At 72.1% G+C, this 12394-nt stretch carries 13 protein-coding genes; 8 read left to right on the top strand and 5 right to left on the bottom strand.

What is annotated here, in order from left to right; genetic code table 11:
• The first annotated feature begins 84 nt into the window (after positions 1–84).
• From H629_RS0110975 to H629_RS0110995, 5 genes are all read left to right on the top strand, one after another.
• Positions 85–957 carry a sugar phosphate isomerase/epimerase family protein gene (locus H629_RS0110975; protein ID WP_024357303.1) on the top strand — a complete coding sequence of 291 codons (873 nt, stop codon included), beginning with the start codon at positions 85–87 and terminating at the stop codon, positions 955–957.
• Entirely contained in the window at positions 947–1963 is a 1017-nt protein-coding gene (locus H629_RS0110980) for a sugar phosphate isomerase/epimerase family protein (protein ID WP_024357304.1), read from the top strand. Before H629_RS0110975 ends, H629_RS0110980 begins: the two co-directional genes overlap by 11 nt.
• A gap of 87 nt (positions 1964–2050) precedes the next feature.
• Positions 2051–3019 (top strand): aldo/keto reductase, encoded by a 969-nt coding sequence (locus H629_RS0110985; protein ID WP_024357305.1) that lies wholly within the window; start codon positions 2051–2053, stop codon positions 3017–3019.
• Positions 3016–3465 (top strand): pyrimidine dimer DNA glycosylase/endonuclease V, encoded by a 450-nt coding sequence (locus tag H629_RS0110990; RefSeq protein ID WP_024357306.1) that lies wholly within the window; start codon positions 3016–3018, stop codon positions 3463–3465. The genes H629_RS0110985 and H629_RS0110990 overlap by 4 nt, the downstream gene beginning before the upstream one ends.
• Positions 3466–3494: 29 nt before the next feature.
• Positions 3495–4181: a TrmH family RNA methyltransferase gene (locus H629_RS0110995; RefSeq protein ID WP_024357307.1), complete on the top strand. Its 687-nt coding sequence runs from the start codon at positions 3495–3497 to the stop codon at positions 4179–4181.
• A 163-nt stretch (positions 4182–4344) separates the two neighbouring features.
• On the opposite strand, the gene H629_RS0111000 is transcribed toward H629_RS0110995, so the two are convergent.
• From H629_RS0111000 to H629_RS0111020, 5 genes are all read right to left on the bottom strand, one after another.
• A complete protein-coding gene (locus H629_RS0111000; protein WP_024357308.1) occupies positions 4345–5199 on the bottom strand; it encodes an ABC transporter permease in 855 nt (284 codons plus the stop codon).
• Positions 5196–6158 (bottom strand): ABC transporter ATP-binding protein, encoded by a 963-nt coding sequence (locus H629_RS0111005; RefSeq protein ID WP_024357309.1) that lies wholly within the window; start codon positions 6156–6158, stop codon positions 5196–5198. The genes H629_RS0111000 and H629_RS0111005 overlap by 4 nt, the downstream gene beginning before the upstream one ends.
• 124 nt (positions 6159–6282) lie before the next feature.
• Positions 6283–7449, bottom strand: a complete 1167-nt coding sequence (gene solA / locus H629_RS0111010) for an N-methyl-L-tryptophan oxidase (RefSeq protein WP_024357310.1) — start codon at positions 7447–7449, stop codon at positions 6283–6285.
• Between the two features lie 103 nt (positions 7450–7552).
• Positions 7553–8701 carry a tyramine oxidase subunit B gene (locus tag H629_RS0111015; RefSeq protein ID WP_029746894.1) on the bottom strand — a complete coding sequence of 383 codons (1149 nt, stop codon included), beginning with the start codon at positions 8699–8701 and terminating at the stop codon, positions 7553–7555.
• Positions 8702–8819: 118 nt separating this feature from the next.
• Positions 8820–9359: a TetR/AcrR family transcriptional regulator gene (locus tag H629_RS0111020; RefSeq protein WP_024357312.1), complete on the bottom strand. Its 540-nt coding sequence runs from the start codon at positions 9357–9359 to the stop codon at positions 8820–8822.
• 146 nt (positions 9360–9505) lie between these two features.
• Between H629_RS0111020 and H629_RS0111025 the strand changes: the two genes are divergently transcribed.
• The 3 genes from H629_RS0111025 (at position 9506) to H629_RS0111035 (ending at position 12382) form a co-directional block, all read left to right on the top strand.
• On the top strand, positions 9506–11068 hold the full coding sequence (locus H629_RS0111025; RefSeq protein WP_024357313.1) for a DNA-3-methyladenine glycosylase 2 family protein: 1563 nt from the start codon (positions 9506–9508) through the stop codon (positions 11066–11068).
• Positions 11065–11604 carry a methylated-DNA--[protein]-cysteine S-methyltransferase gene (locus H629_RS0111030; protein ID WP_024357314.1) on the top strand — a complete coding sequence of 180 codons (540 nt, stop codon included), beginning with the start codon at positions 11065–11067 and terminating at the stop codon, positions 11602–11604. The genes H629_RS0111025 and H629_RS0111030 overlap by 4 nt, the downstream gene beginning before the upstream one ends.
• A 130-nt stretch (positions 11605–11734) precedes the next feature.
• Positions 11735–12382: a Maf family protein gene (locus H629_RS0111035; protein WP_024357315.1), complete on the top strand. Its 648-nt coding sequence runs from the start codon at positions 11735–11737 to the stop codon at positions 12380–12382.
• Positions 12383–12394: the final 12 nt, after the last annotated feature.

Raw genomic sequence — 12394 nt, forward strand, 5'->3', positions numbered from 1 at the left:
CACGCGAACCTTGATACGTCTCCGAGAGACCTGCTCCCGCTGGACACCAGGCCGGCATGAGCAGCTCGGGCAAGGAGGAACGATATGCGGCGACAGCTCGGAGTCAACACCTGGGTGTGGGCCTCGCCCCTCGACGATGACGCGCTCGCCGGTATCGCCCGGGAAGCGCGGGGGATCGGCTATGAACTGCTCGAACTGCCCGTCGAGTCGCCCGGCGACTGGTCGCCGGCGCTCGCCACCGAGCGGCTCGCCGCGCTCGACATGGACGCGCGGGTGGTCGGCGCGATGGGCGAGGGCCGAGACCTGCTCGACGACGCGCTGCGCGAGGGCACTCAGCACTATCTGCGGCACTGCGTCGATGCGGCGGTCGCGGTCGGGTCGCCCACCGTCGCGGGCCCCTTCACCGCCCGCACGGGCCGCGTCTGGCGCATGAGCGCCGGTGAGCGCGCGGTCGCGGTCGAGACGCTGCGCGAAGCGCTGCGGCCCGTCGCCGACTACGCCGCCGAGCGCGGCGTGACGCTCGCCATCGAGCCGCTCAACCGCTACGAGACGAGCCTCGTCAACACGGTCGCTCAGGCGCTCGACGCCCTGGAGCCGCTGCTCGGATCGGGCGTCGGGCTCGCCCTCGACGCCTACCACCTCAATATCGAGGAGCGCTCGCCGGCGGCGGCGATCCGCGCCGCCGGATCCCACCTCGTCGTGATGCAGGTGTGCGGCAACGATCGCGGGCCCGCCGGCCCTGACCACACCGACTGGCCCGCGATCCTCGACGCCCTCGACGACGTCGGCTACGCCGGGCCCCTCACGCTCGAGAGCTTCACCGGCGACAACGACACCATCGCCACGGCGGCGTCGATCTGGCGCCCTCTCGCCGAGAGCCAGCACGAGCTCGCCCGCATCACCTTCGATTTCCTCACCGAGCTGCAGCAGCGAAGGAGCCCCCGACATGACGCATGACGCATCGCATCCCGTCACCCTGTTCACCGGCCAGTGGGCCGACCTGCCCTTCGAGGAGGTGGCCCGGCTGGCCGCGGAATGGGGCTACGACGGGCTCGAGATCGCCGCCTCCGGCGACCACCTCGATCTGGCCCGCGCCGACGAAGACGATGCCTACCTGCGGTCGCGGCTCGAGATCCTCGACCGCCACGGCCTGCGCGTGTGGGCGATCTCCAACCACCTCGCCGGGCAGGCCGTCTGCGACGACCCCATCGACTTCCGGCATCAGGCGATCGTGCGCCCCTACGTGTGGGGCGACGGCGACCCTGAGGGGGTGCGGCAGCGCGCAGCCGAGGACATGCAGCGCGCCGCCCGCGTCGCCCGCAAGCTCGGCGCCGACGTCGTCACGGGCTTCACCGGGTCGAAGATCTGGCCCTACGTGGCGATGTTCCCACCCGTGCCGGCCGAGGTCATCGACGAGGGTTACGAGGATTTCGCGCGGCGGTGGAACCCGATCCTCGACGTCTTCGACTCCGAGGGGGTGCGGTACGCGCACGAGGTGCACCCCTCCGAGATCGCCTACGACTACTGGACGACAGTGCGCGCGATCGAAGCGATCGACCACCGGCACGCGTTCGGCATCAACTGGGATCCGAGCCATCTCGTGTGGCAGGGCATCGACCCGATCGGTTTCATCGTCGACTTCGCCGACCGCATCTGCCACGTCGACTGCAAGGACACGCGGCTGCGGCCGCCCACGGGGCGCTCGGGCATCCTCGGGTCCCATCTGCCGTGGGGCGACCCGCGTCGCGGCTGGGACTTCGTCTCCACCGGGCACGGCGACACGCACTGGGAGGACGGGTTCCGGGCACTCGCGTCGATCGGCTACGCCGGCCCGATCTCGATCGAGTGGGAGGACGCCGGCATGGATCGACTGCACGGCGCCGCCGAAGCTGTCGGGCGCATCCGCTCGCTGCTCTGGAAGCGCCCCGAGGCCGCCTTCGACTCGGCGTTCTCGAACCAGTAGCGCCCGGCGACGCACGCCGTCATCTGCGGGTGCGGTCGAGGCTCCGCTGCTAGCGTCGGTGGCGTATCGATCGAAGGAGACCCCACTATGACCGCACCCGCTCGCACCCGCATCGGCTCGTCCGACATCGAGATCTCCGCGCTCGCCCTCGGCGGCAACGTGTTCGGCTGGACGGCCGACCGGGCGACCTCGTTCGATGTGCTCGACGCGTTCCTCGCGGGCGGCGGCGACTTCGTCGACACGGCCGACGGGTACTCGCACTGGGCGCCGGGCAACGGCGGCGGGGAGTCCGAGACGATCATCGGGGAGTGGATCGCCGCCCGCGGCAACCGCGACGATGTGGTGCTCGCCACGAAGGTGTCGACCCACCCGCAGTTCCAGGGCCTCGCCGCCGGCACCGTGCGCGCCGCGGCGGACGCCTCCCTGCAGCGCCTGCAGACCGACCGCATCGACCTCTACTACGCGCACTTCGACGACGCCGAGACCCCGCTCGAGCAGACCGTCGAGGCGTTCTCCGCGCTCGTCGACGCCGGCAAGGTGCGTGCGATCGGGGTCTCCAACTACACGGCCGAGCGGGTGGCCGAGTGGTTCCGCATCGCCCGCGAGGGCGGGTACCACCTGCCCGTCGCCCTGCAGCCCCACTACAACCTCGTGGAGCGCGAGTTCGAGACGAACGGCTTGCGCGATGCAGCCGAGCGCGAGCGCCTCGCGGTGTTCCCCTACTTCTCGCTCGCGAAGGGCTTCCTCGCCGGGAAGTACCGCGACACCGCCGACGCGGCCGCACCCGGGGCGAGCCCGCGCGCGGGCGACGCGGTCTCCTACCTCGACGACCGCGGCCGCGCCGTGCTCGCGGAGCTCGACGAGGTCGCGGCGGCGCACGATGCGCCGGTGGCGGCCGTCTCGCTCGCGTGGCTGCGCGCCCAGTCCACGGTGGCGGCGCCGATCGCGAGCGCGCGCAGCACGGGGCAGCTGACGGCGCTCCTCGCCTCGCTCACGCTCGAACTCACCGGCGACGAGCTGGGCCGGCTCGCGGCCGCCTCCGACGGAGGCCGATGAGGATCTGGTCGATCCACCCCCGGCACCTCGACCGCATGGGGCTGCTGGCCTGCTGGCGCGAGACGCTGCTCGCGCAGGCCGTGCTCGCCGGCCGCACCCGCGGCTACCGCACCCATCCGCAGCTGGAGCGGTTCCGGGCGCAGGCCGATCCGCTCGCCGCGGTGGGCGCCTACCTCGGGGTTGTCGCTGCGGAGGCGGCGGATCGGGGCTATCGCTTCGATGCGGGGCGGATCCTGCAGCCGACGCCGGTCGCCGAGTTCGGTGCGGCGATTCCGGTCGCGCGCGGGCAGCTCGACTACGAGTGGGAGCATCTCGGCCGCAAGCTGCACGAGCGCAGCCCGGAGGACGCTGCGCGCTGGGAGGATGCCGGTGAGCCGAGCGCCCACCCGCTCTTCAGCGTGGTGCCCGGCGGTATCGAATCGTGGGAGCGCCCCGCGGCGCCTTGATCGGGCGGCGCGGGTGGGAGAATGGGGCGGTGAGTCAGCTTCCGGATCCCGAACACCTCAGCGCCCCCGAGACCGCGGCCGATCCGCACCCGGAGCGCACCACGGCGGGCGTCGGCCCGTGGCCGGGAGGCCGCGACGCGTGGCCCGCCGGCGAGCACTACGACCCCGAACTGCTCGAGCACGGCGACACCCGCAACGTGATCGATCGCTACCGCTACTGGCGCATGGAGGCGATTGTGGCGGATCTCGACGAGCACCGGCATCCGTTCCACGTGGCGATCGAGAACTGGCAGCACGACATGAACATCGGTTCGATCGTGCGCAGCGCCAACGCCTTCGCCGCGGACACGGTGCACATCGTCGGCCGCCGCCGGTGGAACAAGCGGGGCGCGATGGTCACCGACCGCTACCAGCACGTGGTGCACCGGCCCGACGTGGCGGCGCTCGTCGAGTGGGCGCGCGAGGAGGGGATCCCGATCATCGCGATCGACAACGTGCCAGGCTGCGTGCCCATGGAGACCTTCGAGTGGCCCGAGCGCTGCGTGATGCTGTTCGGTCAGGAGGGGCCGGGGCTCACGGCCGAGGCGATTGCGGCGGCGCAGGCCGTGGTCGAGATCACTCAGTACGGGTCGACCCGCTCGATCAACGCGAGCGCGGCAGCCGCCGTCGCCATGTTCTCATGGGTGGGGCAGCACTCCCCCCTGCGCCCGCGCTGAGCCCCCCTCTCCAGATCTATCCCCGAGCCCCCGAGCCCCCGAGCCCTCGAGCCCCCGCAGCTCAGGGCGTGGATCGCAGCTCAGGCGGAGAAACTCGGCGAGAAGCTCCGCTTGAGCTGCGATCCACGCCCTGAACTGCGGTGAGGGGGCGGATCGCGGGGCCTTAGACCACGTCGCGTCTCCAGCGCAGCAGCCAGCCGGCCGCCACGGCCACCACCGCGTACGCGACGAGCACGGCGAGGCCGGCCCAGATGCCGAGTGCGCTCGATCCCTGCGGCACCGAGGGGTCGAGCGACGAGAGGCTGCTCATCACACTCGCCCCCACGAACGAGTCGGTCGCCGCCCCGGGCAGGAACTTCGCGATCTGCGCGCTCCACTCCCAGAACTGCGCGCCGGTTCGCAGCAGCGGTTCGACGAACTGGGTGAATACGAGCGCGATGACGATGGCGATGGCCTGGTTGCGCACGAGCACGCCGATCCCGAACCCGATGACGGCCCAGATGCCGAGCGCTGCGAGCACGCGCCCGATCACCGCCCAGGTCTCGCCCGAGCCGAGCATCGGGTCGCCGCCCGTTGCGGCCGTCACGCCCGCGCCCGCGCCGACCGCGCCGAGAAGGCCGGCGGCCCCGAGCAGCACGCCGAAGACGATCAGCACGGCGGTCTTGCTCAGCAGCACGAGGCCGCGTCGCGGTTCGAGCGTGAAGGTGAGCCCGAGCGTGCGGTGCCGCAGCTCGCCCGTCGCCGTGAGTGCGCCGAGCAGCAGCGGGACGACGTATCCGAAGGTCGAGACCGAGGAGTAGACCATGTTGGCGGCGCTCTGCGCCGGCAGCTGCGGCGCTCCGGCTCCGGCTCCGGCTCCGGCGAGCATGTCGCCCATCGCGCTGAACATGAACGCGAACATCGACGCGATCATTGCGGAGTAGGCCGCGATGACGATCGCCAGAATCCACCACAGCTTGGTGGAGAGCACCTTGCGCCACTCGGAGGAGAGGCTGCGTACGACGCGCGAGTCGCTCATCGCGCACCTCCTTCGGAGTCGGCGGGGGTCGATGCAGGGGTGTCGGTCGGCGGGTTCGCGTCGCCGTCCTCGATGAGTTCGAGGAAGCTCTGCTCCAGCTCGCTCTCCTCGACGCTCAGGTGGGAGAGCGCGATGCCGGCGTCGAGCGCGATCTCCCCGACCGCGGCGGGTTCGAATCCGCTCACGCGCATCGTCTCGCCCCGCACGCCGTGCACCTGGGCGCCCGCCTGCTGCAGCGCCTGCGCGAGACCGGGCCGATCTGCCGCCGAGACGAGCACGGTGCGCTCGCCGTCGCCGCGCTGCAGTTCGGCCAGGGTGCCCGCGAAGGCGAGTTCGCCGCGGCGGATCACCACGACGTCGTCGACGGTCTGCTGCACTTCGCTCAGCAGGTGCGACGACAGCAGCACGGTCTTGCCCTCGCTCGCGAGGTGCTGCAGGAAGAGGCGGATCCAGCGGATGCCCTCGGGGTCGAGGCCGTTGATGGGCTCGTCGAGGAGGAGCACCTGGGGGTCTCCGAGCAGGGCCGCCGCGAGGGAGAGTCGCTGGCGCATGCCGAGAGAGTAGGTGCCCGTCTTGCGGTCGGCCGCGCCTTCGAGGCCGACGAGCGCGAGTTTCTCGTCGACGCGTGCGGCGGGCACGCCGATGGCGCGTCGCACGATGTCGAGGTCCGCCCGTCCTGTGTGGGCGGGGTGGAAGTTGGCGGAGAGCGCCGATCCCACGGTGAGCGCCGGGTGATCCAGCGCGGTGTAGGGCGTGCCGCCGATGCTGGCCGTGCCGGAGTCGGGGCGCAGGAGCCCGAGCACCATGCCGAGCGTGGTGGTCTTGCCCGAGCCGTTCGGGCCGAGGAAGCCGGTGACGCGGCCCGGCTGTGCGGTGAAGCTGAGGTCGTGCACGGCCTGCACGCTGCCGAAGCGCTTCGAGAGGTGCGCGACCTCTACGGGTATGGCCTGCTGGGTCATGGATCCCCTCTCGTCACTGACGCCAATAACTCTATATGAAGTAGAACTATTGGCGCCAGGTGCGCGTGGGAGTGGACTGCGGGGAAGCAGGGACAGGGACAGGGGCAGGAGGGCAGGGTGGGGGTTAGTGGCCGCCGCCGGTGTAGGGGCCGAGCTCGGCGAGGCGCTGCATGTGCTCGGCGAGCGCGAAGCGCGGATCCACCGTGTTCTCCTCGCCCTGCACCAGCTGCGCGGCCCACTCGCCGAGCTGCGGCGAGAACTTGAAGCCGTGACCCGAGAGCCCCGTGATGGTGACGACGCGATCCGTGCGGTCGACCACCGGCAGGCGGTCGGGCGTGTAGGCGCAGTGGTGCACGCTCTCGCGCACCGGCTCGGGGTTCACGCCGTCGAAGAGCTCGGCGGCGCGCTGGCCGATGCGGATCAGCTCCTCACGGGTGTGATGCGTCGGCACCTCGGAGACGTCGCGGAACACCGGCCACTCGGGGTTCGTGCAGGCCTTGAATGCGTAGCCGTCGAAGCTGGGCGCGCCGAAGAAGTGCACGGCACCCGCGTCGCGCAGGAACGCCGGGAACTTCGCGGGCACGAACGCCTCGGGATCCTTCGGCATGAACCAGGTGAGCCCCAGCACCTGCATGCGGAGCAGCTCGTTCAGCTGCGGGCGCAGGCGCGTCGACCACGAGCCCGACGCGATCACGACGGTGCCCGCGAGCCAGGCGCCCTGCGTGGTGCGCACGACGACGCCGTCGGCGCGCTCCTCGATGTCGATCACGGGGGTGTTGAAGAAGAGTCGTGCGCCGTTCTGCTCGGCGAGGTCGAGCGCGCTCATCACGGCCACCTCGGGGCGCAGCCCGCCGCCGTGCTCATCGAGCAGCGCGATGTCGTCGTCGTTCACGATGTGCTGCGGGTACTCGGCGCGCAGCTCCTCGTTCGAGAGCACGCGGTGGGGGATGTCGAACTCGCGCACGTTGGCCATCGCAACCTCGAGGTCGGGGAAGCCCTCGGGCGCGATCGAGAGGCAGCCGACCTCGGAGTAGATGTCGCGGCCCGACTCCGCCTCGAGCTCGCGCCACAGCGCGCGCGAGCGCTGGATCATCTTCACGTAGGTGCCGCCCTCGTGCACCGCGGTGCGGAACACCCGCGTCTCGCCCGCGTAGGAGCCGTGCGAGTGCACCCGGCCGTACTGTTCGATGCCCACGACGTCGAGGCCCTCGCGCTTGCTCAGCTGCCACAGCGCCATCGCGCCCACGGCGCCGGCGCCGACCACGACCACATCGGTCTTCTGCAGATCCATTCGATCCTCTTCCGTTCTGCCGCCCCGCCCGGCGGAGCGTGCTTCTGTGCTGGGGTGGGCCCTGCCGCTCCGCGCCCGGTGCGGTCGGCGGGGCGATCGGGCGTCAGGCCAGGGCGGGCTTGTCCCAGAGCTTCAGCTTCGTGCCGATGCCGCGCTCGACGGCGTTGCGGTAGACGCGCGTCGCCCAGGCGACGTCCTCGACGGGCATGCCGCCGACCGAGTAGATGAAGACCTCGTCGTCGCTCGTGCGGCCGCGGGTGTCGCCCTCGATGATCTCGCCGAGATCCTCGAACTGCTCGGGGGCCATGCGGCCGTCGCGCACGCGGTCGACGAGGGCCATGCCCCAGATGCCGACGGTGTCGTGGGCGTTGCCGGGCAGCTCGGCGCCCCAGGCCTCGTAGATGCTGCGGGCGTCGGCGACGTGGCGGGCGCGCTGCACGAGGCTCTCCTCGAGCGCGAGGTGCGCCGAGCAGAGCACGAGCGCGCCGGGCTTCACCCATTCGTCGGCGACGTAGGGGTAGTGCTCCACGCCCGAGGGGCTCGGGATCGCGATGCTCACGATGTCGGCGCCCTCGACCGCGCCCTGCAGCGAGTCGACCTGTTCGATGGTGGTGATGCCGGGGAAGTTCTCGCGCACCCAGCCGATGTAGGCGTCGATGCTGCCCTGGCTGCGGCCGAACACCTTGACGGTGTCGATGCCGGGGCGCACGGCGACGAGCGCTTCGAGCGAGGTGCGGTTCATGGGGCCGGGGCCGGCGATGCCGACGACCTTCGCGTCTTCGCGGGCGAGGTAGCGGGCGCCGACGCCCGGGATCGCGCCGGTGCGGTAGGCGCTCAGCAGGTTCGCCGACATGTGGGCGAGGGGCGCGCCCGTGTCCTTGTCGTTGAGCGTGAACATGAGGATCGAGCGGGGCAGGCCGATCTTGCGGTTCTCGACGTTCGAGCCGTACCACTTGCAGCCGGCGGTCTGGAAGCTGCCGCCGAGGTAGGCGGGCATCGCCATGAAGCGGCGGTCCGGTCCGTCGAGCGGCATGCCCTCGAAGGGCGACTCCTGGGGGAAGTAGATCTGCGCGCCGTGCAGATCGTTCTCGACGCCCGCCATGCGGTAGTCGCCGCGCTTGAAGTCGACGAGCATCTCGCTCATCGTGTCGACGCAGGCGGCCATGTCGGTGACGCCGGCAGCGATCATGTCGGGCTCGCTCAGGTAGAGGAACTCGATGGTGGTGTCGGGTGCGTTCTGGGTGTCAGGCACGACGGTGTGTCCCTTCGGTCGGTAGCGCAAGCCTAGAACTATCCAAATGGATAGTCAAGTGTAGATTTCGGATGCGCGACACGACTGGACCGGTGCGGCGGTGCGGTCGAGCGAAGGCTCAGCCCGCGATGCTCGCCTCGATGAGTGCGCGGATCCGTCGCACGGCCGGCGCGGGATCCTCGGGGGCGACGAGCTGCTTGAACACGATGCCGTCGAGGGCGAACCAGATCAGCTCGGTGAGCTCGGAGTCGTCGACGCCGATCCGGTGCAGCTGCCGCGAGATCGCCTCGCGGTACGCCTGGAAGTGCCGCTCGGCGAGCGGGCGCAGTTCGGGCCGCCGCCGCGACTCCAGCAGCAGCTCGTACTGGAACGACTGGATGCCGGCCTCGCGATCCGCGAGCGATTCGATGCCGTCGGCGAACTCCTGCGCGGTGAGCCCGCTGCTCAGCATGTTCGAGCCGCGCAGGCTCTCATCGATGGCGTACTCCATCGCCTCGGCGATGAGCTGATCCCGCGTGCCGAAGTGGTGCCGCACCAGTCCGTGCGACACCCCGGCCTCGGCGGCGACGGCCCGATAGGTCAGCGCGCGCAGCCCGCCCTCGGCGACGACCACGACGGTGGCGCGCAGCAGGGCGGAGCGCCCGGAGACATCCTTCATGCTGACGAGCGTAGCGAACGGGCGCCCCGCGGATGCGCGCGGCGGGCCGGGCGATCACCGGCACCGCTCTTCGATCGGGGTGCGAGCCGCACTGCGATGTCCGATTTCCGCGTGCGCGCGCAGCCCGGGAGCGGAACAATGGATCCGTGCCCACGGAAACCGCAGCTCCCGCCCTCGACTTCGACGCCTGTTACCGCGCCGCGTCGGGCCGCGACGGGCGCTGGGACGGGCGCGTCTACCTCTGCGTCACGAGCACGGGCATCTACTGCCGGCCCTCGTGCCCTGCGCGCAAGCCCCGCCCGGAGAACTGCCGCTTCCTGCCGAGCGCGGCGGCGTGCGTCGCCGCGGGATTCCGCGCCTGCAAGCGCTGCCGGCCCGACGCGCTGCCCGGCACTCGCGACTGGGATGCGCGCGGCGACCTCGTCGCACGGGCCGTGCGCCGCATCCGCGACGGCGCAGTCGACGCCGTCGGGGTCGCCGGCCTCGCCGCCGAGCTCGCCGTGAGCGAGCGTCACCTGCGCCGCATGCTCCTGCACGAGATCGGGGCGACCCCGCTGCAGCTCGCCCGCACGCGGCGGGCGCACGCCGCACGATCCCTCATCGAGCAGACGGACCTGCCGCTCGCCGACATCGCCTTCGCGGCCGGGTTCGGCAGCGTGCGGCAGTTCGGCGACTCGATGCGCGAGGAGTTCGGGATCGCGCCCTCCCGGCTGCCGCGGCCCGGCGCCGGCGGCGCGGATCCCGCCGACGGCGCCGACGGCTCCGGCGGTGCCGCCTCCGACGAACGCCCCCGGCTCGCGCTGCGGCTGCGCACCCGCGCACCGTTCGCGGTGTCGGCGATCCGCGCGTTCCTCGTGGCGCACGCCGTGCCCGGCCGCGACCGCGTCGACGCCGACGGCGCGACCGCGCACGCGATCGACGTGCCTGGCGGCACCGCGGTCGCGCGCATCGACTGGGGCGGAGTGCCGTCGGATGCTGGGCGCACGGCGGCCGCGACGGTGGGGATCCCGATCCTGCTCTCCCTGCCCGGTCTGAGCGACACCATGCCCGCGATCCAAGCAGTGCGGCGCCTGCTCGACCTCGACGCCGACCCTGCGCAGGTGGCGGACGCGCTCGACGGCGATCCGCTGCTGCGCGCCCTGCTGGCCGCCCGGCCGGGCCTGCGGCTGCCGGGGGCCAGGGACGCGGCCGAGTTCGCGCTCGGCACGGTGCTCGGCCAGCAGGTCTCGCTCGCCGCGGCGCGCACACTGCAGGGGCGGCTCGCAGCGGCCTTCCCCGACGAGGCCGCAGGCGCGGCGCCGGGCTTCCACCCGAGGCCGAGCGCCGAACGCGTCGCCGGAACCGGCGCCGACGAGCTGCGGGCGCGGCTCGGCCTGACCCGTGCTCGCGCTGAGACGCTGCGGGCGCTCGCCGCCGCGATCGCGGGAGGGCTGGATCTCGGCCCGGGCGCCGACCGCGAGCGCGCCAGGCGCGAACTGCTCGCGATCCGCGGCATCGGCCCCTGGACCGTCGAGCTGATCGCGATGCGAGCGCTCGGCGACCCCGACGCCTTCCCCGCGGGAGATCTGATCCTGCGCCGTGCGCTCGACGTGCGCGGCGACCGCGAGGCCGTGCGCCTCGCCGAACCCTGGCGGCCGTTCCGCGGCTACGCCACGCAGCACCTCTGGGCCGACTTCCTCGAATCGGCCGCACGAAAGGAACCGAGATGAGCACCGCACCCCTGGCCCGCACCGTCGTCGACATCGCAGGCCACCCGTTCCACGCGATCTGGACCCCCGAAGACGGCGCCCTGCGCGCCGCCGGTTTCGCGACCGACGACGACCCGGAGGCCGGGAGCCTCGCGCAGCGGCTGGCCCGACTCGATCCCGGAATGGCGGATCGCGGCATCGCCCCGGCCGCTGGCGACGAGTTCGGGATCGCCGCGGCCCTGCGGGCCTACGCCGACGGCGACCTTGCCGCGATCGACGGCCTGCGCGTCGCCCAGCCGGAGACCCCCTTCAGAGGCGAGGTGTGGCGGGCGCTGCGCGCGGTGCCCGCGGGCCGGGCCGTGACCTACACCGAGCTGGCGGAGCTCGCCGGCCGGCCGACGGCGGTGCGAGCGGCGGCGTCGGGGTGCGCGAACAACCTCGTCGCACTCGTCGTGCCCTGCCACCGGATCGTGCGCACCGACGGCGGCCTCGGCGGCTACCTCTTCGGCACCCCCGTGAAAGAGGCCCTGCTGCGACACGAAGGCGCGATTCTCTGAGAGGCGTCCCGACCAGGCCTCCCAGTAATTCGGAGCCGGCACGTATTTCGGATACGCGCACGGCGTGTTCGTCCGAGATAGCCGTGAGCCCCGACGCCGGGGACTTCTCACGGGTGCGTAGGCTGGTCGCATGCGCTTGTACCTCGCTTCGACGTCCCCGGCCCGGCTCTCGGTTCTGCGGGGGGCGGGCATCGAGCCGATCTGCTTCTCGCCGGAGGTCGACGAGGATGCGGCGATCGCCGCGCGCGAGGCCGAGCTGGGCCGCGCGCTCAGCGCCCCGGAGTTCACCGAGTACCTGGGCCGTCTCAAGGCCGAGGATGTGGTGCGCCGTCACGGCGACGAGATCGACGGGCTGGTGCTGGGCGGCGACTCGATGTTCCTGCTCGACGGGGAGATCCTCGGCAAGCCCCACGAGCCCGAGGTCGCTCTCGCCCGGGCGAAGCACCACCGCGGGCGCGCCGGTGTGCTGCACTCGGGCCACTGGCTCATCGATCACACGGGCGGCGAAGCGCGCGGCGCGGCAGGATCCGTCGACACCGCACGGGTGGAACTGTCGGCCGATCTCGCTGACGCCGAGCTGGAGGCGTACGTCGCGACGGGGGAACCGCTCGAACTGGCGGGCGGCTTCGCGATCGACGGCCTTGCGGGCGCGTTCATCGAGCGCATCGAGGGGGCGCCGAGCTGCGTGATCGGCCTGTCGCTGCCGGCGCTGCGCGGTCTCGTGATCGAGCTCGGGCACTCGTACCCGGCGCTCTGGTCGTCGCCCGCGGGGGAGTAGGTCTCCGCCGGA

Origin of the sequence: Leucobacter chironomi DSM 19883 (genome assembly GCF_000421845.1) — a bacterium.
Taxonomy (GTDB): Bacteria; Actinomycetota; Actinomycetes; order Actinomycetales; family Microbacteriaceae; genus Leucobacter; species Leucobacter chironomi.

Excerpts from the sequence above, each read along its gene's own strand:
- H629_RS0111000 (WP_024357308.1), bottom strand. The coding sequence starts at position 5,199 with ATGAGCGACTCGCGCGTCGTACGCAGCCTCTCCTCCGAGTGGCGCAAG.
- H629_RS0111020 (WP_024357312.1), bottom strand. The coding sequence starts at position 9,359 with ATGAAGGATGTCTCCGGGCGCTCCGCCCTGCTGCGCGCCACCGTCGTG.
- solA (WP_024357310.1), bottom strand. The coding sequence starts at position 7,449 with ATGGATCTGCAGAAGACCGATGTGGTCGTGGTCGGCGCCGGCGCCGTG.
- H629_RS0110990 (WP_024357306.1), top strand. The coding sequence starts at position 3,016 with ATGAGGATCTGGTCGATCCACCCCCGGCACCTCGACCGCATGGGGCTG.
- H629_RS0110985 (WP_024357305.1), top strand. The coding sequence starts at position 2,051 with ATGACCGCACCCGCTCGCACCCGCATCGGCTCGTCCGACATCGAGATC.
- H629_RS0111035 (WP_024357315.1), top strand. The coding sequence starts at position 11,735 with ATGCGCTTGTACCTCGCTTCGACGTCCCCGGCCCGGCTCTCGGTTCTG.
- H629_RS0111030 (WP_024357314.1), top strand. The coding sequence starts at position 11,065 with ATGAGCACCGCACCCCTGGCCCGCACCGTCGTCGACATCGCAGGCCAC.
- H629_RS0110975 (WP_024357303.1), top strand. The coding sequence starts at position 85 with ATGCGGCGACAGCTCGGAGTCAACACCTGGGTGTGGGCCTCGCCCCTC.
- H629_RS0111005 (WP_024357309.1), bottom strand. The coding sequence starts at position 6,158 with ATGACCCAGCAGGCCATACCCGTAGAGGTCGCGCACCTCTCGAAGCGC.
- H629_RS0110980 (WP_024357304.1), top strand. The coding sequence starts at position 947 with ATGACGCATGACGCATCGCATCCCGTCACCCTGTTCACCGGCCAGTGG.